We start from the raw sequence: 22,857 nt of genomic DNA on the forward strand, positions 1-22,857 counted from the left end.
AATTTGTGCCAAGTTTCGAACAGAATCGCAAACACGGCGATAGGACTTTGGTCAGGTTCGACCGTGACGAAGCAAAGATAGGGAACGGCCATGCTTCGACGGCCTTTCCCTCACAGCGCGACGTCGCGGTTGACGTTCTTGTAGAGCAGGTAGCAGGCGTCGCCGAAGCCGGCCGGGTAGAATTGCTGCGGGCAGTAACCGCCCATCCAGATGAAGTCCTGCGCCCAGATCTCGTGCCACTCCGTGCCGAGGAAATAGAGCCCCTGCCCTTCCAGCATGTAGAGCCCGTGTTCCATCACATGGGTCTCGACATCGGGGAAGCATGTGCCCGGCTTGAACCACATCAGGTTCATCTCGAAGTCGAAGCGCATGTCGCCATAGGGCAGCAGGAACTGGAAGCCGCGCCCCTCGAGCCCGGTATGGTTGGTGACCGGCACGGCGTCGTGATGCGAGATGATCGGCTCCGGCGCCGGCAGGTCGATCGCTTCATAGCGCTTGCGCAAGGCCAGCACGCGCGCCGGCTCCGGCCCCTCATTCCGCAACGAGAAGGCCGTGCCGGCCGGGACATAGGCGAAGCCGCCTAGTGTCAGCGCCTGGGCGGGCCCGCTCTCGACCGCAAACCGCGCCTGCCCGGACAGGACATAGTAGAAATGCTGGATACCGTCCTCGCGGAAGGGCTGGCGCGTGCCGCCGCCGGGCTCGATCTCCAGCACATATTGCGCGAAGCGCGCACCCATGACGGGGGCGGTCAGGATGCGGCCGATGGTGCGCTCGAATTGCGGCAGGCGGCTGACCAGCACGCCCTCGGGCGGCATGAAGGCATAGTTCGGACGGACCACACCGCGATTTTGGCCGATCGCTCCGGGAGGAATATGACCGGCGGCGACGGGAAACTGGTGGGGGCGCATCATTCTTCTCCAAATCGACAGCTGTCGCGCAACTGCGAGGATCTGACGGGCAAGGATCTGACCGGCAAGGATCAGACCCGCATGGATCAGGCCGGCACAGCCCGGCGCGACAGCCCCTGCCAGGTGACCAGCACCAGCGCGATCGCGACCGGCGGGAAGACGAGCCAGTTGACGCTGTCCCAACCACCGGCGTTGAGCAGGCCGCCCGACGAGAAGGAGGCGATCGCGACTGAGCCGAAGACCAGGAAGTCGTTGGCAGCCTGGACCTTCACCCGTTCCTCCGGCCGGTAGCAGTCGGTGACCAGCGCAGTCGCGCCGATGAAGCCGAAATTCCAGCCGAGACCAAGCAGGATCAGCGCGAGCCAGAAATGCGCGACGCTCAGGCCGGTCAGCCCGACGATCGCGGCCAGCGCCGTCAGCAGGAGCCCGATCGCGGTGATCTTCTCCTTGCCGAAGCGCGCGATCAGCCGGCCGGTAAAGAAGCTCGGCCCGAACATCGAGAGCACATGCCACTGGATGCCGAGTGCGGCATCGCCGACCGAGTGGCCGCAGGCGACCATGGCGAGCGGCGCCGCCGTCATCACGAAGCTCATCAGGCCGTAGGCGACGAGCGCGGCCGTGACCGAGGCGATGAAGCGCGGCTGGCGCATGATCTCACCGAGCGGGCGGCCGCCGGTCCTGGCGGCGGCGACGACAGGCGGTGCGCGCAGCCGCATCACCACCAGCATGGCGAGCAGCGCCAGACAGCCCTGCGCCAGGAAACTCGCGGCGAATGGTGCTGATGGCGTCAGGTCGCGCGTCCAATAGACCGATTGCGGGCCGATGACGCCCGCCGCGATACCGCCGACCATCACCCAGGAGATGGCGCGCGGCTTGAAGCTGTCGCTCGCCGTGTCGGCGGCGGCGAAGCGGTAGCTCTGGACGAAGGAGCCGTAGAGACCGCAGGTGAAGGTGCCCAAGCAGAACAGCCAGAACAGGCGTTCGGTCGCCCCTGCAGCCGCAAGGCTTCCACCCGTCGCGCCGATCAGCGTGCCGATGAGGTAGCCGCCGCGCCGGCCGAGCCGGCGCATCAGCATGGCGGCTGGAATGACGCCGGTTGCGATGCCGAGCTGCAACAGGCTGACCGGCACGGTGGCGAAGGTCTTGTCGGCGACGAGGCTTGCCCCGACGATGCCGCCCAGCGAGACCACGATCGCCGGATTGGCGCCACCGAGCGCCTGCGCGCAGGCCAGCACCAGGGTATTGCGCTTGGCGAGAGCATCGCCGTCGCTGAGGGGAACGTGCTGGTTCATCGATGCGCCGCCCTGACCGAGGCGGCGCTTGCAACGGCCGCCCTTAAAAATGAACGAAGGAGCCCTGCGCGAAGCTTCGCGCCCTGCCCTTTTCGCGATAGTTCACCGCGCCTTCGTCCGTCACCCGGCCGATCGCGACGAGCGCGACGCCCGCAGCCTCAGCCGCAACGATCAGGGAAAGATATTCTCTTTCAGAAGCAGTGCAGAGAATTTCGTAATCGTCCCCGCCCGTCCACGCCAGTTCCACCAGAGCGGGATCGGCCATGATCGCGGCGCGGGCCGCAGCCGAGAGCGGGATCGTGTCGAGATCGATCTCGGCGCCTGCTTTCGAGGCTTTGAGCAGCTTGGCGAGGTCGCCGACGAGCCCATCGGACACATCCATCGCGGCCGAAGCATGGCGCTGCAGCGCTGCAGCCAGCGCCAGCCGCGGTTGCGGATGCAGATAGCGGTCCGCGAGAAAATGGCGATCCTGCTCGCTGAGGCGGGCAACCCAGGCAGGCTTGCCTGGACCATGAACCTTTAGCCCGAGCGCCCCGTCACCGATCGTGCCGGAGACCAGGATGACGTCTCCAGGCCTGGCGCCCGAGCGCGGCACCATCCGGCCGGCGGGAACGCTGCCGAAGGCGGTGATCGAGAGGATCAAGGGACCAGGCGTCGAGACCGTATCGCCGCCGATGAGCGGGCAAGCCCCCTCTCCCGCGATCAGGGCGAGCCCCTGCGCGAAGTCCGCGAGCCAGGCCTCGGTCCAGCCATGCGGCAAAACCAGGCTCAGCACGAAGCCTTCGGGCCTGGCGCCCTTGGCTGCGAGGTCGGACAGGTTCACGGCGAGTGCCTTGCGCGCGATCGAGGCCGCGCGGTCGTCGGCGAAGAAATGCACGCCGGCGACCAACGCGTCGGTCGTCACCACCGTCTCATAGCCGCGCGCCGGCCTGAGCAATCCGGCATCGTCGACGAGGCCGAGCCCGCCCGCCCCCGCGATGGGCGCGAAATAGCGGGCGATCAATTCGAATTCGCCGGGGCGTTCGGGTGCGCCGGCCATTGCGGGCTCAGGCCGTCGCCGTGTCGAATTCGTCGGCGCGGAAGTCGCGGGCCATCTTGTCGAGCACGGCGTTGATCATGCCGATCTCCTCGCCCTCATAGAAGGCGCGCGCGACAGCGACATATTCCGAGATCACGGCGCGCGCCGGCACATCCTTGCGGAAGGCGAGCTCATAGGCGCCGGCGCGCAGCACGGCGCGCACCACCGCCTCGACGCGCTTCAGCGGCCAGCCGGCGGCAAGCACATCGTCGACCGAGCGATCGACCAGCCGCTGCTCGCGGACCACGCCGCCGAGCAGATCGCGGAAGAAGGCGAGCTCGGCCTTGGGCAATTCGATCTCCTCGACCTCCTTGCCGATCCAGAAGGCCTCGAACTCGGCCATGGCCTCGATCACGCCGCGCCCGCCAATCTCCATCTCGTAGAGCGCCTGCACGACGGAAAGCCGCGCGCCGCGTCGCATCTCGGCCCGGCTCATTTGGATTGCTCCGCCAGGGAGCGCTTGTAGCGCAGCACGGCAAGCGCGGCTTCCGCCGCTCCGCCGCCCTTGTCCATCTCGGAGCGGTTGGCGCGCGCCCAGGCCTGCGCCTCGTTCTCGACGGTCAGGATGCCGTTGCCGAGCGGCAGGGCGAAGGCCACGGAGATGTCCATCAAGGCACGCGAGCTTTCGCCGGCGACGATGTCGTAATGGCCGGTCTCGCCGCGAATGACGGTGCCCAGCGCCACGACCGCCTCATAGGGGTCGACGGCTTCATCGGCTGCGCGCAGGCCGATGATGATGGCGGAGGGAATTTCGAGCGCGCCCGGCACGGTGACGACATCGACGCGGCAATCGGCCTTGTCGAGCACGGCAAGGGCGCCTTCGAGCAATTCGTCTGCGAGCTTGTCGTAGAAGCGCGCCTCGATCACGAGCACGCGCGCACCGTCCAGCGAGACGGCAGGAGTTGCGGCCTTGTCGGCCGAGATTTGCCGGGGTCCGGCCATGGTTCTTGATCCTCTTGAAGGCGAAGAGCGCCTGGCGCGAAACGCCCGAAGCACTCACAGCCCCCAACCTGAGGAGCCGTTTCGTCAGAAAGGGCGTCTCGAAGGATGGTCCAGTACGCTCTGGAACATCCTGCGAGACGCCGCTGCGCGGCTCCTCAGGATGAGGGCTGTATTGAGACCGGCTCTTAGCCCTGCGGGCGCGCCTCTGCAAGCCGCGCGGCATAGCGCGCCATCAGATCGACCTCGAGATGGATGGGGTCGCCCGCCTTGCGCTGCCCCCAGGTGGTGACGCTGAAGGAGTGGGGAATCAGCAGCACGGTGAAGACATCGTCCTCGACGCTGTTGACGGTGAGCGAGGTGCCGTCGAGGCAGATCGAGCCCTTGGTCGCGATGAAGGGCGCGAGCCCCTGCGGCGCGCGGATATGGAAACGCGCGGTCGCGCCCCATTGTTCGTCGGGATCGGCCTCGATCGGGTCGATCTTCAGGATCGTGGCGACGCCATCGACATGGCCGGTGACGAGGTGGCCGCCGAGCTCGTCGCCGACCTTGAGCGAGCGCTCGAGATTGATCCGCGTGCCCGGCGCCCAGTTGCCGACCAGCGTCTTGGAGAGCGTCTCCGCCGCAGCCTCGACCTGGAAGATGCAGCCGGGCTCGCCGTCGCTGCGCGGCCGCAGGCCCGTGACCGTCAGGCAGACGCCGGCGCAGGCGATCGAAGCACCGATCTCGATGCCTCCAGCATCATAGGGGCAGGCGATGGCAAGCCGTTTCAGGCTGGGGCCCTTGGCCTCGGCTTCCACGACGGTGCCGATGGCGGTGACGATGCCGGTGAACATCAGAAAACCCTCGCGAAATGCTCGAAATGGTCGTGGCCGATCAGGCCGCTATCGACAAGGCGATAGAGATCGGGATTTGCCAGCATTGCCGCAAGGGCCGGGCGCACGGCGACAATGCCGGGGTGGCCCAGCGATTTCGGAGAGGTCGAAACGATGACCTCATCGGCAAAACCGGCAAGGGCGAGTTTCTCGCCGATGGTCGGCCCACCCTCGGAAAAGACGCGGTTGATGCCGCGCGCTCCCAGCAGCTGGAGCATCTCAGCCAGATCGAGATGGCCGTCAGCACTGGCCGAGACGCGCATGACCTCGACCCCGGCCGCGACCAGCGCCTGCTCACGCTCGACGGGGGCGGCCTCCGTCGCCACGACCCAGACCGGCACCTCGCCCACTGTGGCGACGAGCTGGGAGGACAGCGGCAGCCGAAGCTGCGAATCCAGCACGACCCTGATCGGCGAGCGTCCGGCCATGCCGGGCAGGCGCACGGTCAGCAGCGGATCGTCGATGAGCACCGAGCCGATGCCGAGCATGATCGCGTCGTAATGCGCCCGCTGGAGATGAACCCAGGCCGACGCCGCAGGACAGGACACAGCGATGCGCGTGCCCGCCGCCCCGCCGGCATAGCCATCCCTGGTGCGGGCGACCTTGAACGTCACCATGGGGCGTCCCTGCGTCACCCGCAGCACATAGCCGCGATGGGTCCGTTGAGCCTCGGCCTCCAGCACGTCCGTGGTGACGCTGATGCCCGCTGTCCGCAGCAATGCGAAACCAAGCCCGCGAAAACGCGGATTGGGATCGGCCATGGCTGCCACGACGCGCTTTACGCCGGCCAGGATCGTACGCTCGACGCAAGGCGTCGCGGCGCGGATGGTGCGATGCGAACAGGGTTCGAGCGTGACATAGAGCGTGCCGCCCGCCGCGGCGTTCGGCCCGGCGCGGTCGAAGGCATTCGCCTCGCCATGCGGCCGGCCGCCGGGCTGGGTGTGGCCGCGGGCCACGATCACGGGACCATCCGCGGTATCCTGCGTGACGATGGCGCCGACGCAAGGATTGGTCGCTGTCGTGCCCTGCCCGCGCGCGCCGAAATCCAGCGCCTGACGCATGAAGGCGCGGTCGATCGCAGCCTGGTCAGTCATCGTTGCGGGCAGGCGGCGGCGCGCTCGCGCCGTCCTCGTCATCGGCGCTGAGCTGGCCCAGGATTTCCTCGAAATCGCGGGCCTCACGGAAATTGCGATAGACCGAGGCGAAGCGGACATAGGCGACGTCGTCGAGCGATTTCAGTCCTTCCATCACCAGTTCGCCGACGGTCGAGCTCGGGATTTCGCCCTCGCCGGAGCTTTCGAGCTGGCGCACGATGCCGTTGACCATGCGCTCGATCCGCTCCGGCGCGACCGGACGCTTGCGCAGCGCGACCTCGATCGAGGTCTGCAATTTGTCACGGTCGAAGGCGGTGCGCCGGCCCGAACGCTTGACCACGACGAGCTCGCGCAGTTGCACGCGCTCGAAGGTGGTGAAGCGCCCGCCGCAATCGGGGCAGACGCGACGACGGCGAATCGAGGCGTGATCGTCGGTGGGACGGGAGTCCTTCACCTGCGTGTCGAGAGAGCCGCAATAGGGACAGCGCATGGCGTGCTTTCAAATCGGTTGAGCGTCGGAGGCGGTCGCCTCTTCGCTCAGGGCTACGGCGAGATTGGCGCTCGACCATGAAGGCCAACCCGTACCGGCGAAATCGCGGTCATGCGACCAGATATCGGCATCATAGGTCCAGGCCAGCGCGAGGACATGAGCGTCGTTCACCCCGCCATTCCGCGAGGCGACAGCTTGTCGAAGGCTCTGCTCAGCCGGTGCCAAACTATCGTCATAGCGAACCGTCTCGACCACCTCGATTGATTCGAGAACCTCATCCGCGATCTCAATCAGGACGGGCGCGTGGGGGTCGAGCCGCGACAACACATGCCTGACTTCCAGCGAGGCCTCCGAGGATATGATCAGCGCGCGCTGGGCACTGACGCGCTCGAATAACGGCCGCGACTGGAAGCCCAGCACCGCGCTCAAGATGATGTTCGCGTCAACGACGAGCGTTTCCGAGGGCCCGCGAAGTCGCATCAATCGTCACGTTCGCCGAGAAAGCGCTCGAGCCGCAGCTTTGTCTCGGGAGAAAGCGCCGCATGATAGTCGTCGCTGCGCTTCAACGCTGCGGCGATCCGCGTTGTATCCGGCTTTCTGACCGGCACCAGAAGTCCGACCGTAGCCGAGCCGCTCTTGATCGAAACCGGATACGGCAAGGCCTGGATGGCCCCCGCCGACATCTTCTGAAGCTCGCGCATCGTCACGCTCTGACGGCTCATATCGGACTCCTTGCCGACATGTATGTAACCCCGTAGGGCGGCAATATCAAACCGCTCGACGAGACGCGATCTTCAATAGATCGGGAAGCGCGCCGTCAGCTCGTGCGCCTTTGCCTTGACGGCCTCTTCGACCGCGCCGTTGCCGGCTTCGCCGTTGACGGCCAGACCGTCCAGCACCTCGGCGATCAGCTCGCCGACGCGCTGGAATTCGGCAACGCCGAAGCCGCGCGAGGTCGCAGCCGGCGTGCCCAGGCGGATGCCCGAAGTCACCATCGGCTTCTCCGGATCGAAGGGGATGCCGTTCTTGTTGCAGGTGATGTGGGCGCGGCCGAGAGCGGCCTCGGCCGCCTTGCCGGTGATCTTCTTGGAGCGCAGATCGACCAGCATCAGATGGTTGTCGGTGCCGCCGGTGACGAGGTCGAAGCCCTTGCTCTTCAGCGTCTCGGCCAGCGCCTTGGCGTTGGCGACGACGGCGCGGGCGTAGATCTTGAACTCGGGCTGCAGCGCCTCCTGGAAGGAGACCGCCTTGGCGGCGATGACATGCATCAAGGGGCCGCCCTGGATGCCGGGGAAGACGGCCGAGTTGATCTTTTTGGCGATCGCCTCGTCATTGGTCAGCACCATGCCGCCGCGCGGGCCGCGCAGGGTCTTGTGCGTGGTGGTGGTGACGACATGGGCGTGCGGGAATGGCGAGGGATGTGCGCCACCCGCCACCAGCCCGGCGAAATGCGCGATATCGACCATGAAATAGGCGCCGACCTTGTCGGCGATCTCGCGGAAGCGGGCGAAGTCCCAGTGCCGGGCATAGGCCGAGCCGCCGGCGATGATCAGCTTCGGCTTGTTCTCGACGGCGAGGCGCTCCATCGCATCGTAATCGATGGTCTGGTCGACGACGCAGACGCCATAGGGCACGACCTTGAACCACTTGCCGGACTGGTTGACCGGGGCGCCATGGGTCAGGTGACCGCCGGCAGCGAGGTCGAGCCCCATGAAGGTGTCGCCGGGCTGCATCAGCGCCATGAACACGGCCTGGTTGGCCTGGCTGCCGGAGTTGGGCTGGACATTGGCGAACCCGCAGTCGAACAGCCGGCAGGCGCGCTCGATCGCGAGCTTCTCGGCGATGTCGACGAACTGGCAGCCGCCGTAATAGCGCCGGCCGACATAGCCCTCGGCGTATTTGTTGGTCATCACCGAGCCCTGCGCTTCCAGCACGGCGCGCGAGACGATGTTCTCGGAGGCGATGAGCTCGATCTCGTCGCGCTGGCGACCGAGTTCGAGCTCGATGGCGCGGGCGATCTCGGGGTCGCTATCGGCAAGCGAGGCAGCGAAGAAGGAGTTCGAGAGATGCTTGTCGCTCGCGGCTTCGGTCATATCCGGCTCCTGCTGTAAAAGGTGGCCGCTCACGGCCCGGTCCCGTTGCGGCGTCCCGTATCATGGGGTGGAACTCTGTCCAAGCGATAGATGGTGCGGCCAGCATGATGGGCGATCGCCGTGCGCGCCCGCGATGTCAGCGCCGCCGCGACCGCTTCCCCCCTGTCCTGGCCGCCTCGACGGAAGGGTGGGTGACGAGCGTTCCCCGCGAGGCCGATTTCAGGAGCCCACGGAAGGTCGGGCATTCCAGATGCGTCGGCGCCGGGCAATCAGCGATATGGCGCAGCATGTCGCGCAGAGCGCCGAGATCGGCGATCTGGCGCTGCAATTCGTCCGCCTTTGCATGAAACCGGGCCCGGGGGAGATCGGGCCGGCCATTCTGTCCGAACATGCCCGCGATCTCGACCAGCGAGAAGCCCGCCGCCTTGCCGAGGCCGATGAGCGACAACTTCAGGAGCACGTCGGCATCGAATTGCCGGCGCAATCCGCGCCGCCCGAGCGAACCGATCAGGCCGATCTCTTCGTAATAGCGCAGCGTCGAGGCCGGCACGCCCGAACGTTGCGCCACCTCCCCGATATCCAGAATCGGCATGCTTGACCTCAAGTTGACTTGAACTTGTAGGCTCTCCCGAACGCAGGATTTCAACAAGAGGAAAAAGCCATGCAGGATTTTCGTGCCACGCCGTCGAACCCGATATGGCGGGACCGGCGCACTGTTGCGCTGCTGATGGCGGCATCGCTCACCACGATGGCCAATGCCACGATCAGCCCGGCCCTGCCCGGGCTCGAGCGGCTGTTCTCGGGCGATCCGAACGCCGCGATACTGACGCGGCTGCTGGTGCCGGCGCCGTCGCTCAGCGTCGCCCTCTGCGCGCCGCTCGCCGGGCTGGTGGCCGACCGGTTCGGACGGCGCGCGATGCTGCTCTGCGGCACGATCCTGTTCGTGATCGCCGGATGCGCCGGCCTCGTCCTGCCCGATCTCCCGACGATCTTCGCCAGCCGCCTCGTGCTCGGCGTCGCGGTCGCCCTGATCATGACGGCGCAAACCGCCCTGGTCGGAGACTATTTCACGGGAAAGGACCGCAACGCGCTGACGGGCCTGCAGATTTCGGCGCGCAATTTCGGCGGCCTGATCTTCATCTCGCTTGCGGGCTGGGTAGCAGTGCTCTCGCCGCGCCTGCCTTTCGCCATCTATGGCCTCGCCGCCGCCTTCCTGCCGCTGATGTGGATCGCGATCGTCGATCCGCCGCGACCAGCGCAGTCCCCCAGCACCAAGCCGGCGGATGGCGCGGCGGGGCATGCGCCCTGGCGTGCGCGCCTGGCCTTGCTGGTTCTCTTGCAGGCGCTGACCAACATGATCTTCTTCGTCATGCCGACCCAATTGTCGTTCTTCCTGGAAGAGCGAGGCTACAACAGCGCGGCCATGACCGGCGCGGCGCTGGGCGTCCTGATGCTGTCGGGCGGCGGTTTTGCGCTGCTCTACCCGCGGATTCAGCACGCAATCGGCCATCTCGGCATATTCGCCATGGGCTACGCCGCGATGGCGCTCGGCTTCCTGCTGCTGCCCTTCGCCACGACAGCCTCCCCTTCCTTCGCGGCGACCGCGGCGATCGGCGCGGGCTACGCTCTGGTCTCGCCCGGCTTCATCGCGCTGGCGCTGGGTCTCGCGCCACTCCGGCGCAGAGGGCTGGCAGGCGGGCTGCTGACCGCCTCCGTCTTCATCGGCCAGTTCTGTTCGCCGCTCCTGAGCACGCCGCTGATCGCGCGCTACGGCTTTGACGGGCTGCTCCACGGCGCCGCCTGGCTCCTCCTGGCAATGACGGTCGCGGCCGGAGCGGCAGGCGTGCTGAGCCGGCTGCGCCTGCGGTCGGCTCTCACATCGCAGCGGATGCCGGTTTCGCCGCGATCCTTGCCGTGAGGAGCGCGGTCGACGATCGGCCGGCGCGCGGCGGACCTGTACCGTGGCGGAGACGCGATTGAACCGCGGTGTGGGGTGACATGAGCGCGCCCACCCTTCAGAAAGGCTGACGCCGCAGCTGAGGAGCCGCCCGACCGTGCCCCCTGATACAGCCCACAACCCTTCCGCGCCCGCTCGGCGCTCCCCGCTGAGCGCCTTTCTGGCGAGCGAAGCGGCAGGCGGCGTCCTGCTGATGGTGGTGGCCGCGCTTGCCGTCGTCATCGCGAATTCCCCGGCCGCGCCGGCTTATTTCGGCGTGCTCTCCGCCTATGTCGGGGGCTTGAGCGTGCTGCACTGGGTCAATGACGCGCTGATGGCCGTGTTCTTCCTGCTCGTCGGGCTGGAGATCAAGCGCGAGTTCCTGGAGGGGCAGCTCTCCTCCTGGTCGCGCAGGGCCCTGCCCGGCATCGCGGCGCTGGGCGGCATGGTCGTCCCGGCTCTGATCTATCTCGCTTTGACGCGCGGCGATGCGGTCGCGATGCGCGGCTGGGCCATTCCCGCCGCGACCGACATCGCCTTTGCGCTCGGCGTCCTGGCCCTGCTCGGCTCGCGCGTGCCGGTCTCGCTCAAGGTCTTCCTCACGGCGCTGGCGATCCTCGATGATCTCGGCGCGGTCGCGATCATCGCACTGTTCTACACCAGCGGCCTGTCGCTGCCGATGCTGGGGCTGGCGGCCCTCTGCATCGCCGGGCTCATCGTCCTCAACCGCCTGAACGTGACGCGCCTGCCGGTCTATCTCACTATTGGCGCCCTGCTCTGGTTCTTCGTGCTGAAATCGGGCATCCACGCCACGCTGGCCGGCGTCGCCCTGGCGCTCACGATCCCGATCGGCGACGGCTCCGACAGCGACGAGCCCGAGCATTCGCCGCTGCATAGGCTCGAGCACGGCCTGCACCCCTGGGTGTCCTATCTGATCGTGCCGATCTTCGGCTTCACCAATGCCGGGGTCTCGTTCGCGGGGATGACGCCGGCGAGCGCGCTGGCCCCGGTGCCGCTGGGCATCGCGCTCGGCCTGTTCCTCGGCAAGCAGATCGGCGTCTTCGGCTTCGCCTGGGCGGCCGTGAAGGCCGGGCTCGGCGCGATGCCGGCCAAGGCGAATTTCGCGCAGCTCTACGGCGTCGCCCTGCTCTGCGGGATCGGCTTCACGATGAGCCTGTTCATCGGGGCGCTGGCCTTCCCCGGCAATCCCGGACTCGGCGACGCCACCAAGATCGGCGTGCTGCTCGGCTCGGTCATCTCGGCGCTGGCGGGAGCCGTCGTGCTCAAGCTCGCGGGGCCGGGTAAGGCAGCCAGCTAAACGACCGCTCGAGCCTCACACAGCCCTCATCCTGAGGAGCCATTCCGTTGGGAATGGCGTCTCGAAGGATGCTCCAGGAGGCTCCCGAACCATCTGGAACATCCTTCGAGACGCCGCTGCGCGGCTCCTCAGGATGAGGGCTGGAGTTTCAAGAGGGCTCTAAGATCACGCACGGAACACGTCGTCATTCCGGTGCTCCACTCGCAGCAGCGAGCCCGGAATGACAGACGAAAAAGCCCCGGACTGTTCGGTCCGGGGCTTTTCAGATCAGGAAAGGCGATCACTCAGGCGCTGTGACCTTCGGATATCCTGGCCTCAGATGTCCTTGTCGCCGCTAAGCTGCGCCACCGGGGCCGGTGCGAGACCATCCTTGTTGTAGATGTCGTCGCGGAACTGCACGCCGCCATCGGGCGTCGCCCAGGCGGTGACATAGACCCAGTAGCACGGCACCGGGTTGCTGATCCGCGCATTGATGCGCTCGCCGGACTGAATCACCTGATCGATCTTGGCGCGATCCCAGCCGGGGGTGTCCTTGAGCAGCCAGGCAACATAGTCGCGCACGTTCTGGACGCGCATGCAGCCGGATGAGACGAAGCGGAAATCGTCGCCGAAGATGCCCTTCGCCGGCGTGTCATGCATATAGACGCCGTAGGGGCTTGGAATGTTGATGCGGACGACTCCGAGCGAATTGAAGTCGCCGCCTGGGTCCTGCCGGAAGGTGTAGCGCGTCGCCTCGTCGGAGTTCCAGTTGACCTGCGAGGGCTGGATCTCGCCATTGGGGCCGATGATGCGGATCTTGTTCTCGGTCAGATAGCCCGGCTCCTTGCGCATCTTCGGGATCAGGTCCTTGCGGATGATCGAAGCCGGCACGGTCCAGGTCGGGTTGAAGTTGACCTCGGGGATCTTGGTCTGGAGCAAAGGCGACTGCCGGTCGATCTTGCCGACGCCGGCGGCATGGCGGGTCGCAACGACGCCGTTCTCGACCGTCTCGACCAGCGCGGCAGGGATATTGGCCACGACATAGCGGTTGCCCAGATTGCCCGACCAGGTACGCAGCCGGACCACATTGGTCTCGAGCTGGCGGATGCGCCGGTCGATCGGCACGTTGAGCGCCGCCACCGTGGCGCGGTTGAGGGCGCCGGTGGTGGAAAGACCGACCCGCGACTGGAAGTTGCGCACGCCGGCCTCGACATAGGAATCATAGACGTTGCTGGTGCCCGCATTTGCGTCGAGATCGCCGGTGACCACCAGGCGCTGCCGCAGCGCGACGACGCCGGGACCGCTCGAGCCGACGCTCATCTTGTCGCCGATCTGGAGCGTCGGCCAGCCGCCGCGGGATGCGAGATCGCGATAGGCGACGATCGCAGCTTCAGTCGCCTGCAGCGATTCCGGCGAGAGCATCGGGGTATGGGAACGGGCGACCGCATTGCGCGCCCCGGAATCATAGCTCTGACGCCATTCAGCCTGCTGGGCGAAGGCTGGCAAGGCTGCGGTCGTCGCAGCGCCCGAAAGCAACGCGAGCACGGTCTCGCGGCGGGTCAGGCTCAAATTCGACATCGTATCCCTCATCCTCATCACGGTCCGGACCAAACGCTGGACACAGCGCGAGCGCAACACAGAAGCCGCCCGCCATCAGCGAGCGCCGGTTCCATGAACTACGCTCTCTTACCACGGTTAACGTCTTGTGATGAGCGAGGCATTTTTAGGGCATGGCCACGTTCCGCGGCATGCATGACCAGTATTCGGCGAAGAGGATCAAACGCCGTGTCTCTGGCGCAACAGATTGGGCGCAACGGATCGGGTTGCGCCGGGACGCTCCGGCGCGGTCGAGGCCGGAGCGATCGAGGCGATCAGCTGCGGAAACGGCCCCGGAAGGGCCGTCTGGCCGCGTTTTTCAGAGCTTGTAGCGGATCTGGTCGGTCCAGAACCGCTCCAGCCGGAGCAGCGCGTTGTTCATGCGCTCGAAGTCGTCAGAGGCGATGCCGCCGATCTGCTCGACCGTCTGAACATGCTTGTCGTAGACGCCCTTCACGAGATTGTGCACTTCCGTGCCCTTCTCGGTGAGGCTGATCCGGACCGAGCGTCGGTCGATCCGCGAGCGGGCATGGTGCAGATAGCCCAGCTCGACCAGCTTCTTGACGTTGTAGGAGACGTTCGAACCGAGATAGTAGCCGCGCGTCCTGAGCTCGCTGGCGCTCAGCTCGGCATCGCCGATATTGTAGAGCAGCAGTGCCTGGACGCTGTTGACGTCGTCACGGTTGCGGCGCTCGAACTCATCCTTGATGACGTCGAGCAGGCGGCGATGCAGCCGCTCCACCAGGGTGAGGGACTCAAGGTAGAGAGGCTTCACCTTGAGATCAACATCGCCAGCCGCGGCAACAGCCGCAGTCTTTACGCTCGCTTTCATGGTATATCTCGCCTGTTGTCTATCGGCCGAGATTTTTCTCCCGGTCCGCTTCTGAAGAACACCATAGGCGGCGCGAATGAAAACGAGTTTAAATATCAGGATGAATCAGAGATTTAGCCGTTTCGGTGAATCCAAAGTGAAGCCAGAAACGCTTAAGCTAAAGCGTTTGTTACCATGACTCGACGGAGTCGATCGGTTGGCCCGACCTCGCCCCGAAAAGTTGGAGCCGGTTTTCAGGGCAAGCCGATGCGGGATCAAAGCGGTGTCAGGAGTTCTCGCTCTCGGCGAGCCAGGTCGCCAGGAAATAGGCCAGGACCAGCGCGACATAGGTGCCGATCATCGGCGTCGTCATCGGCAGGAGCCGAGGGAAGACGAAGCCGAGCAGCAGTTGGCTGATGGCTGCCAACAGCCAGAGCACGCCCCCCCATGTGCTGGTCAGCCAGAGGCCGACGGCAGCGACGAGGTCGATCACCGCGAAATAGACGATGATCGCCTGGAAGCTGAGCAGTCTCGCTTCGAACGGCACCTCCTCGATGCCCACGCCGAAGATCACGGCCCAGGCGAGCAACCCCTTGGCCATCCAGGCGACCGAAAGCAGGCGCAGGAGCCAGACCAGCACGAGGCGCCAGCGCGTAGGCCGGGCGCGCACGCCCGACACCGACGTCGCTTGCGCGCCGAGCATCGGCTCGCCATCGCCGCCCAAACCCATCCTCAGGATTCCAGCACGAGTTCGTCCGCGCCGAGCGGCGCGAAATAGGCCTCGATCGCAGATGGCGAGACCGCCTCCAGCGAAGCCGGCTCCCAGACCGGCGCATGGTCCTTGTCGACCACGACCGCGCGCACGCCTTCATAGAAGTCATGGCCGCGCACGATCCGCGAGACGATGCGGAACTCGGTCTGCATCGCCTGGGCGAAATCGAGATCAGCCCCGCGCCGCATCTGCTCGAAGGCGAGCGCGATGCTGGTCGGCGATTTGGTGGCGAGCGTCTGCTGGACCTTGGCGGCGAATGCGCTGCCGCCCGCGGCGGCGGCAGACAGCTTCGCGCGGATCGCGGCGAGGTCCGGGGCGCCGAAGCAGTCGGCGATGACCGCCCGGTCAGCAGCGAGCCTGGCGGGCCCCGGATCGGAGGCGAAGCCGGCGAGGATCTCATCGAGCGCGCCGGGCTTGGTCAGCGCATCCGCCAATTCGGCCATCCCCGCGCTCGGCACGGCGTGGGTGGCGAGGCCGAGCGCCAGCGCATCGGCCGCGCCAACGCGATCTCCCGTCAGCGCCAGATAGATGCCGCTCGCGCCCGGCAGTCGCGGCAGCGCATAGGTCGCTCCGACATCGGGGAAGAAGCCGATGCCGACCTCCGGCATGGCGAAGAGATAGCGTTCGCCGGCGATGCGGTGGCTGCCATGCAGCGAGATGCCGACACCGCCGCCCATGACGATACCGTCGATCAGGGAGACATAGGCCTTCGGATAGCTCTTGATGCGGGCGTTGAGGATGTATTCCTCGCGCCAGAAGGTCAGCATCTCGGCATGGCGCCCTTCACGGCCGAGGTCGTGCAGATGCCTGATATCGCCGCCGGCGGAGAAGGCCTTCTCGCTGACGCTCGTCACCACGACGCGCGTCACCTGCGGATCGCGCTCCCAGGCATCCAGCGCATGAGCAAGCTTGCGCACCATGCCGAGGCTCAGCGCGTTCAGCGCCTTGGGGCGATTGAGGACAACGACGCCGGCCGCGCCGCGCACCTCGCAGATGATCTCGGCGTCCTGCGACATGCGGCAGTCATCCCTTGCGCGTTTCGCGGCGGTTCTGGGCTGTGCCGGGCGGGCTTGTCAACGCGCAGCCGCGCCCGGCGCATCCAGGTCTTGCGGCCACCACTCTGTTTTGGAACCGTTCCGATGTGCTAAAGTGGATTGAAATAGAATATCCCGTGATCGGCGGGACGGAGAGAATTTCCATGGCATTCCGGGTTGTGCAGCCGTTTCCCGCTCCCCAGGCACGGCAGGACGAGGCGTCCGTGCAAAGGGCCGACTCGCTTGGGCTGACACGGCGCATGCGGCGCAATCGCAAGGCGGATTGGTCGCGCCGGCTGGTGCGCGAAACCGTGCTCACCACCAACGACCTGATCTGGCCGCTGTTCCTGATCGATTCGTCGCAGGCGCGCAGCGCGATCGCCTGGATGCCGGGTGTCGACCGGCTCAACATCGAGGAGGCGGTGCGCCAGGCCGCTCACGCGGCAAGCCTCGGCATTCCCGCAATCGCGCCCTTCCCCTTCGTCGAGAAGAGCCTGCGCGACGCGACCGCGACCGAGGCGCTGAACACACGCAACCTGATGTGCCGCGCCGTGCGCGCGATCAAGGCGGAGGTGCCGCAGATCGGCATCATCTGCGATGCGGCGCTGGACCCCTACACCTCCCACGGCCATGACGGCGTGATGGAGGGCGAGAGGATCCTGAACGACGCCAGCGTCCATATCCTGACGCAGCAGGCGCTGGCGCTGGCCGATGCCGGCGCCGATGTGATCGCCCCCTCCGACATGATGGATGGACGCGTCGCCGCGATCCGCGCCGCACTCGACGCCTCCGGCCATGAGGAGGTGCAGATCATGGCCTATGCGGCGAAATACGCCTCGGCCTATTACGGGCCCTTCCGCGACGCGATCGGCACCAACGCCACGCTGATCGGCGACAAGCGCACCTATCAGATGGACCCGGCCAATTCCGACGAGGCGATCGCCGAAGTCGCGCTCGATCTCGAAGAGGGCGCCGACATGGTGATGATCAAGCCGGGCCTGCCCTATCTCGACATCATCGCAAGGGTGAAGGACCATTTCCGCGTACCGACCTTCGCCTATCAGGTGTCGGGCGAGTACGCGATGATCATGGCCGCCTCGCTTAATGGCTGGCTCGACGGCGACAAGGCGATGCTGGAGAGCCTGACGGCCTTCAAGCGCGCAGGGGCCGATGGGGTGCTGACCTATTTCGCGCCGCGGGTGGCGGAGATCCTGAGGGCCGGCGCCTGAGCGGGCGCAGGGTGTCATCCCGCACGCGCTGCGGCACGCAGTGCTGCTGCGCAGATGCGGGACCGCGTGGCGGGAAGGTGCCCGGTTCTGCTGGCGGTCCCGTGTCTGCATCGCGGCACTTCGCGCCGCAATGCGCACGGGATGACATCGGCAGTTGGCCCGCTTACACCTTTGTTTTGATGCGTTTTCTTCACGCGAACCGGTTTCCACTTCACTTGAAAACGCTCTAGCGTGGCGCGACATGCGCCCTTTCCTCCTGCCGATTCTGCTCGTCCCGATTCTGCTCGTTCTGGCCCTCGGCGGCTGCAGCGAGAGCTTCGACACCGACCAGCAGCGCCTCTGCCGTGAGGCGATCCCGCCGCTGAACCCGCCGGGCACGGAGATCGCGATCGACGGCACTGCCGCAGGCCCGCGCCCCAACGCGCTACGCATCCTCTACCGGGCTCAGACCGGGAGCGGCGCCGCGCGGCGCCGCAGCATCGACTGTCTCTTCGCCGGCGAAGGCGCGGGCCTCCGGCGCGGCGCCCTGATCGGCATCGCCTCCGACGGCCGGCCGATGAGCGACGCCAGCTTCTATCTGCTGCGGCGCTTCTATCTCGAGGACCGGGCCGAGCCGCCTATCGACCCCGGAGCGCCGCGCGCGGAGGATCTGCCGCAGGTCGCGCCCGCTTTGGCCTATGGCCTGCAGCAGGGCCTGAGCGCCCTGCCCTCGGCCGCGATCTACACGCTGCTCGCTTCGGCCTATGCGCTGATCTACGGGCTGACCGGGCGCATCATCCTGAGCTTCGGCGAATTCGCGGCGCTGGGGGCATTGGCGAGCGTGGTCGGGGTCGCGCTGATCCTGTCATTGTCGGTGTCGACGCCGGCCTCGGGGCTCGCCATCGCCTTTGCGGTCGCGATCGCCGTCTGCGCCTTTCATGGCTTCGCGATGGGGCGTTTCATCCTGCGCCCGCTCGCACGCGCCACGGGTCAGCAGATGCTGATCGCCACGATCGGGCTCGCCATCGCGCTGTCGGAATATCTGCGGCTTGCGCAGGGGCCGGAACTGCGCTGGCTGCCACCGGTCTTCAACGAACCCTGGTCGCTGGCCAGGGCGGGCAGCTTCATCGTCACGGTGACGCCGCTGGGACTCGTCCTGGCCGTGATCGGCTTGGCGGCCGCGCTGGGCCTCGTGCTGCTGATCAGGCTCTCGGCCTATGGCCGGGCCTGGCGGGCGGTCTCGGACGACGCGCGCACGGCTGCCCTGTTCGGGGTCGATGCGCGCGCCGTCCACGACAAGGCCCTGATCCTGGCCTGCGCCGCTTGCGGCATCGCCGGCGTGACGGTGACCGCCGTCTATGGCGGCATGGGTTTTGCCGGCGGTTTCACCCTGGGGCTCAAGGCGCTGGTCGCGGCTATTCTCGGCGGCATCGGCTCCGTCGCGGGCGCGGCGCTTGGCGGAATTTGCATCGCGATCTTCGAGGTGGTCTGGTCCTCGACCATGCCGCTCGAACAACGCGACATCGCCGTCTACGCCCTGCTCGCCGTCGTGCTGATCCTGCGGCCCGGCGGCTTTTTCGGCGATGGCGCGCTGGCGCCACGAGATGTCTGAACGGAGCACGCGCATGACCCAGCAGGCAAAGCCGAACGAGCCCTTCGCGATCACGCCCGAGGATATAGAGGCGGCGGCAAGGCGCATCGAGGGGCATGTCCTGCGCACGCCGCTGGTGCCGGCGCCGCGCCTCTCCGAGCTCACCGGCGCGACCATCCTGGTCAAGCACGAGAACATGCAGGCGACGGCCTCCTTCAAGGAGCGCGGCGCGGTCAACAAGCTGCTCAGCCTCGACGAGGACGAGACTACGCGCGGCGTCATCGCCATGTCGGCGGGCAACCACGCCCAGGCGGTGGCCTATCATGCCCGCCGCTTCGGCATCCCGGCGACGATCGTGATGCCCGAGACGACGCCTCTGGTGAAGGTCGAGAACACACGCTCGCATGGCGCGCGCGTCGTGCTCTTCGGCGAGACGCTCTACGAATCCGCGCAAAGGGCGCGCGAACTGGCAAATGCCGAGGGCCTCGTCTTCGTCCACCCCTATGACGACCCCGCGGTGATGGCAGGCCAGGGCACGATCGCCCAGGAGATGCTCGACGACGACCCTGATCTCGACGTGCTGATCATCCCGCTCGGCGGCGGCGGGCTGATGGCGGGCAATGCGGTGGCCGCCAAGGCGCTCAAGCCCGAGATCGAACTGATCGGCGTGGAAGCGGCGCTCTACCCCTCCTTCTTCAACGCCGTGAACGCCGAGGATCTGGCAATCGGCGGCGCGACATTGGCCGAGGGCATCGCGGTCAAGACGGTGGGCGTGCAGACGCTGCCGATCGTCTCCAGCCTGGTTTCCGACATCGTCCTGGTCGGCGAGGACCTGATCGAGCGTGCCGTCAATGCCTATGCCTGCCTCCAGCACACGCTGGCCGAGGGTGCAGGCGCAGCCGGCCTCGCCGCCATGCTGAAGGAGCCGCAGCGCTATGCCGGCCGCAAGGTCGGGCTCGTGCTCTGCGGCGGCAATATCGACACCCGCCTGCTGGCGGCGATCATGGTGCGCGAACTGGAGCGCGAGGACCGCATCGTCGCCTTCCGCCTCACCACCAGCGACCGGCCGGGCCTGCTCGGCAGGGTCGCGAGCCTGCTCGGCGACCAGGGCGCCAATATCCTGGAGGTCAGCCATGGCCGGCTCTTCCTCGACGTTCCCGCCAAAGGCGTGACACTCGACGTCACCGTGGAGACGCGCGGACCCGCACATTCGCAGGCGATCGAAGCGATGCTGCGCGCCAACGGCTTCGCGCCGCATCGGGTTTTGCCGCGTGGTCTTGCGGAACCAGGACGCTGATCAAACATTGTGGGGAACGGCGCGGCTTTTTCGGCTTCCCTCCGCGCCGAAGCAGGACGACCCTTTTCGATGAGCGACCCGCGCTACGGCCAATCCCCGATCACGCCGATCGATCCGCGCCCGTTCCAGGACGTCAGCGGCGTGCTGAGTTCGCGGCTCTTCGCCTGGATCGGCGATATCATCATCCTGTTCTTCCTGGGCTGGCTGATCATCGTGCTGCTCGGGATCCTGGGCATCGTCACCTTCGGCGCAACCTGGCTCCTGATCCCGATCGCGACCGTCGCAACCGCGCTCGGCTACGCCGCGCTGACGATCGGCGGCCCACGCCAGGCGACCTGGGGCATGCGCATGGCGGGCCTCAAGGTCGAGACCGTCAATGGTGGGCGCCCCGATGGGGTGGCCGCAGCGGTGCATGCGCTGCTGTTTTATGTCGCGGCCGGAACGGTCGCGCTGTGGCTGCTCGATATCGGCTGCGGCTTCGTGCGCGCCGACCGGCGCTTCGGGCATGACCTGCTGACGGGGCTGGTCGTGGTACGCGGCTGAGCGCGCTTCACAGCGTTTTCGAGCGAAGTGGGCACCGGTTCGCGTGAAGAAAACGCGCTAAAACAAAGATCTGGAGCAATTGAACGATCCAACCGGGTCGGAAATTGCTCTAGAAGCGGTGGTCAGAAGCGGTAGCGCACGAGCCGGCCCAGTCTCGCCAGGGGCGCAATCGCGGCGAAGACGCTGACCGCCAGGCGTGCCGGCCATGACATCCGCGCGACCTGCTTTGGATCGTAGCCGTCTGGATCATAGGCCATCAAGTCAGTCATCAGCCTCAGGCGGGGAACCTGCGTCTCGAGTGCTTGGGGGTTGTCGAGCGTCCAATGCAGCGTCGCGCCGGTCGCCCGGACCGAAGGCTGGTTCCTGATGAACCAGAGACCAAGCCAGCTATAGCCGTCGAAGGCCAGTTCGCCGCTTGCGACATGCTCCGTCAGCCTGCGGAGCAGACGCGGCACCTCGTCCTCGGCGATATAGGGTAGAAGCCCTTCGGCGAGGATCAGCGCCGGGCGGTCCGTCGGCACCTCGCCGAGCCAAGCCGGGTCCGTCACCGAGGCGCCGATCAGGCTGTAGCCGTCGCGCTCCGGATAGAGGCGCCGGCGCAATGCGACGACCTCGGGATAATCGACATCGAACCAGCCGATGCCCGGCGGCGGATCGATCCGGAAGATCCGGCTGTCCAGCCCGCAGCCGAGATGCAGCACGGTGGCGTCGGGATGGTGCGCGATGAATTCTCGGGTCCAGCCGTCGAGGATATGGGCGCGCATCGCCACGCCGATCATCAGGTCGCGGTCGATCTGCAGCTTCGCGAAGTCATAATCGATCTTGCTGACGGCCTCGGCGGCGAAACGGTCCTGCAGCAGGGAATCCGGCAGAAGGCTCTCTCCGGCCTTGCAGTAGAGCGTGATGAGGAGGGTTTCCCTTTCCTCGGTCAGCGTGACTTTTTCGATTGGCATCGCGATCACCTCGCGGTCGGGGCGGCCCGCATGGGGCCGAGGGCGAAGATGACCCTCTGCCAGGCGCGACGCAACCGTGACGCGAGCAGAACAGACGGCCTCCGAGCGGGCTCGAACCAAGTTCGGCCCAAGCTTTTAAGCGAAAACGCCCCGCGCTTGGCGAACGGCCCGGCCAGGCGCCTTGTTCACCCGACGTTCCCATTTCCATAGGGAGGGAACATGATCTAGAGTTTGCAGGCAGCAGCAGGTTCGAAGGTTCGAGACGTGACGCGCCCGTTGCGGGATGCCCCGCAATTTTACCTGACGTCGCCGACCACGTGCCCCTATTTGCCAGGGCGCGAGGAGCGCAAGGTGTTCACGCATCTCGTGGGCGCGCGCGCGCGCGACCTCAACGACGTGCTGAGCCAGGGCGGCTTCCGGCGCTCGCAGAGCATCGCCTATCGCCCGGCTTGCGAAACCTGCCGGGCCTGCGTCTCCGTGCGGGTCTGCGTCGACGACTTCCGTCCGTCGCGCGGCTTCCGCAAGGTGGCCTCGCGCAACAGCGACCTGGTCGGCCAGGTGCTGCCGCCGCAGCCGCGCTCCGAGCACTATTCCCTGTTCCGCTCCTATCTCGACGAACGCCACCCCGAAGGCGGCATGGCGACGATGTCGGCGCTCGACTTCGCGATGATGGTCGAGGACAGCCATGTCGAGACCTCGCTGATCGAGTACCGTCGGCGTGGTCCCGATAGCGGCTTCACCGGCCGCGGCCAGGGCGACCTCTTCGCGATGGCGCTGACCGACACGCTGAGCGACGGGCTCTCGATGGTCTATTCGGTGTTCGACCCCAATCTGGAGGCGCGTTCGCTCGGCACCTTCATGGTGCTCGACCATATCGAGCGCGCCCGCAAGCTCGGCCTGCCTTATGTCTATCTCGGCTACTGGGTCGAGGGCTCGCCCAAGATGGCCTACAAGGCCCGCTTCCTGCCACAGGAGCGACTGACGCCCTTGGGCTGGGAACGCGTCGGCTAGCTAGAGCGTTTTGAGCGAAGTGGGCACCGCTTCGCGTGA

The 22,857-nt window shown here is 66.6% G+C and carries 24 protein-coding genes; 7 read left to right on the forward strand and 17 right to left on the reverse strand.

The genetic code is table 11. The features are described 5' to 3' along the window. Positions 1-110: 110 nt before the first annotated feature. The 12 genes from allE to CYD53_RS13885 form a co-directional block, all read right to left on the reverse strand. Positions 111-908 (reverse strand): (S)-ureidoglycine aminohydrolase, encoded by a 798-nt coding sequence (gene allE, locus CYD53_RS13830; RefSeq protein WP_103718856.1) that lies wholly within the window; start codon positions 906-908, stop codon positions 111-113. Between the two features lie 86 nt (positions 909-994). After that, positions 995-2,200, reverse strand: coding sequence for an MFS transporter (locus CYD53_RS13835; RefSeq protein ID WP_103718677.1), 1,206 nt, complete (start codon positions 2,198-2,200; stop codon positions 995-997). Positions 2,201-2,243: 43 nt separating this feature from the next. After that, entirely contained in the window at positions 2,244-3,239 is a 996-nt protein-coding gene (gene thiL, locus CYD53_RS13840) for a thiamine-phosphate kinase (protein ID WP_103718678.1), read from the reverse strand. Between the two features lie 7 nt (positions 3,240-3,246). After that, complete coding sequence (nusB, locus tag CYD53_RS13845) at positions 3,247-3,714, reverse strand: transcription antitermination factor NusB (protein ID WP_103718679.1); 468 nt, start codon at positions 3,712-3,714, stop codon at positions 3,247-3,249. Further along, a complete protein-coding gene (ribH, locus tag CYD53_RS13850) occupies positions 3,711-4,220 on the reverse strand; it encodes a 6,7-dimethyl-8-ribityllumazine synthase (RefSeq protein WP_092164617.1) in 510 nt (169 codons plus the stop codon). The genes nusB and ribH overlap by 4 nt, the downstream gene beginning before the upstream one ends. Positions 4,221-4,405: 185 nt before the next feature. Further along, positions 4,406-5,053, reverse strand: coding sequence for a riboflavin synthase (locus CYD53_RS13855; protein WP_103718680.1), 648 nt, complete (start codon positions 5,051-5,053; stop codon positions 4,406-4,408). Continuing rightward, complete coding sequence (ribD, locus tag CYD53_RS13860; RefSeq protein WP_103718681.1) at positions 5,053-6,186, reverse strand: bifunctional diaminohydroxyphosphoribosylaminopyrimidine deaminase/5-amino-6-(5-phosphoribosylamino)uracil reductase RibD; 1,134 nt, start codon at positions 6,184-6,186, stop codon at positions 5,053-5,055. Before ribD ends, CYD53_RS13855 begins: the two co-directional genes overlap by 1 nt. After that, positions 6,179-6,676, reverse strand: a complete 498-nt coding sequence (gene nrdR / locus CYD53_RS13865) for a transcriptional regulator NrdR (protein WP_069691116.1) — start codon at positions 6,674-6,676, stop codon at positions 6,179-6,181. Before nrdR ends, ribD begins: the two co-directional genes overlap by 8 nt. Positions 6,677-6,685: 9 nt before the next feature. Beyond that, positions 6,686-7,156: a PIN domain-containing protein gene (locus tag CYD53_RS13870; RefSeq protein ID WP_103718682.1), complete on the reverse strand. Its 471-nt coding sequence runs from the start codon at positions 7,154-7,156 to the stop codon at positions 6,686-6,688. Continuing rightward, positions 7,156-7,377 (reverse strand): hypothetical protein, encoded by a 222-nt coding sequence (locus tag CYD53_RS13875; RefSeq protein ID WP_146055918.1) that lies wholly within the window; start codon positions 7,375-7,377, stop codon positions 7,156-7,158. The genes CYD53_RS13870 and CYD53_RS13875 overlap by 1 nt, the downstream gene beginning before the upstream one ends. A 93-nt stretch (positions 7,378-7,470) precedes the next feature. Then, positions 7,471-8,769, reverse strand: coding sequence for a serine hydroxymethyltransferase (glyA, locus tag CYD53_RS13880; RefSeq protein WP_103718684.1), 1,299 nt, complete (start codon positions 8,767-8,769; stop codon positions 7,471-7,473). Between the two features lie 136 nt (positions 8,770-8,905). Then, complete coding sequence (locus CYD53_RS13885) at positions 8,906-9,361, reverse strand: helix-turn-helix domain-containing protein (protein WP_103718685.1); 456 nt, start codon at positions 9,359-9,361, stop codon at positions 8,906-8,908. A 69-nt stretch (positions 9,362-9,430) separates the two neighbouring features. Here CYD53_RS13885 and CYD53_RS13890 point away from each other — a divergent pair, with 69 nt between their 5' ends. Together CYD53_RS13890 and nhaA are read left to right on the forward strand one after the other, a co-directional pair. Continuing rightward, positions 9,431-10,687, forward strand: coding sequence for an MFS transporter (locus CYD53_RS13890; RefSeq protein WP_103718686.1), 1,257 nt, complete (start codon positions 9,431-9,433; stop codon positions 10,685-10,687). Between the two features lie 136 nt (positions 10,688-10,823). Then, positions 10,824-12,023 (forward strand): Na+/H+ antiporter NhaA, encoded by a 1,200-nt coding sequence (gene nhaA, locus CYD53_RS13895; RefSeq protein ID WP_103718687.1) that lies wholly within the window; start codon positions 10,824-10,826, stop codon positions 12,021-12,023. 315 nt (positions 12,024-12,338) lie between these two features. On the opposite strand, the gene CYD53_RS13900 is transcribed toward nhaA, so the two are convergent. The 4 genes from CYD53_RS13900 to CYD53_RS13915 form a co-directional block, all read right to left on the reverse strand. Then, a complete protein-coding gene (locus CYD53_RS13900; protein ID WP_103718688.1) occupies positions 12,339-13,580 on the reverse strand; it encodes a L,D-transpeptidase family protein in 1,242 nt (413 codons plus the stop codon). 337 nt (positions 13,581-13,917) lie between these two features. Further along, positions 13,918-14,430, reverse strand: coding sequence for a transcriptional regulator LdtR (gene ldtR, locus CYD53_RS13905; protein ID WP_103718689.1), 513 nt, complete (start codon positions 14,428-14,430; stop codon positions 13,918-13,920). 265 nt (positions 14,431-14,695) lie between these two features. After that, positions 14,696-15,139 carry a DUF6163 family protein gene (locus CYD53_RS13910; protein ID WP_103718690.1) on the reverse strand — a complete coding sequence of 148 codons (444 nt, stop codon included), beginning with the start codon at positions 15,137-15,139 and terminating at the stop codon, positions 14,696-14,698. Between the two features lie 2 nt (positions 15,140-15,141). Further along, positions 15,142-16,197, reverse strand: a complete 1,056-nt coding sequence (locus CYD53_RS13915; RefSeq protein WP_103718691.1) for an enoyl-CoA hydratase/isomerase family protein — start codon at positions 16,195-16,197, stop codon at positions 15,142-15,144. 182 nt (positions 16,198-16,379) lie between these two features. Between CYD53_RS13915 and hemB the strand changes: the two genes are divergently transcribed. The 4 genes from hemB to CYD53_RS13935 all read left to right on the forward strand — a co-directional run bounded on the left by hemB (position 16,380) and on the right by CYD53_RS13935 (position 20,854). Next, positions 16,380-17,444, forward strand: a complete 1,065-nt coding sequence (gene hemB / locus CYD53_RS13920; protein WP_103718692.1) for a porphobilinogen synthase — start codon at positions 16,380-16,382, stop codon at positions 17,442-17,444. A gap of 241 nt (positions 17,445-17,685) precedes the next feature. Further along, positions 17,686-19,035, forward strand: a complete 1,350-nt coding sequence (locus CYD53_RS13925; RefSeq protein ID WP_103718693.1) for a branched-chain amino acid ABC transporter permease — start codon at positions 17,686-17,688, stop codon at positions 19,033-19,035. Between the two features lie 13 nt (positions 19,036-19,048). Then, on the forward strand, positions 19,049-20,311 hold the full coding sequence (locus CYD53_RS13930) for a threonine ammonia-lyase (protein WP_103718694.1): 1,263 nt from the start codon (positions 19,049-19,051) through the stop codon (positions 20,309-20,311). Between the two features lie 69 nt (positions 20,312-20,380). Further along, complete coding sequence (locus tag CYD53_RS13935) at positions 20,381-20,854, forward strand: RDD family protein (RefSeq protein WP_103718695.1); 474 nt, start codon at positions 20,381-20,383, stop codon at positions 20,852-20,854. A 122-nt stretch (positions 20,855-20,976) separates the two neighbouring features. On the opposite strand, the gene CYD53_RS13940 is transcribed toward CYD53_RS13935, so the two are convergent. Further along, entirely contained in the window at positions 20,977-21,807 is an 831-nt protein-coding gene (locus CYD53_RS13940) for a class I SAM-dependent methyltransferase (protein WP_103718696.1), read from the reverse strand. A gap of 264 nt (positions 21,808-22,071) precedes the next feature. Between CYD53_RS13940 and CYD53_RS13945 the strand changes: the two genes are divergently transcribed. Beyond that, positions 22,072-22,818: an arginyltransferase gene (locus CYD53_RS13945; RefSeq protein WP_103718697.1), complete on the forward strand. Its 747-nt coding sequence runs from the start codon at positions 22,072-22,074 to the stop codon at positions 22,816-22,818. The last annotated feature ends 39 nt before the right edge of the window (positions 22,819-22,857 follow it).

It is taken from the genome of Allobosea psychrotolerans (assembly GCF_002917105.1).
Lineage (GTDB): Bacteria > Pseudomonadota > Alphaproteobacteria > Rhizobiales > Beijerinckiaceae > Allobosea > Allobosea psychrotolerans.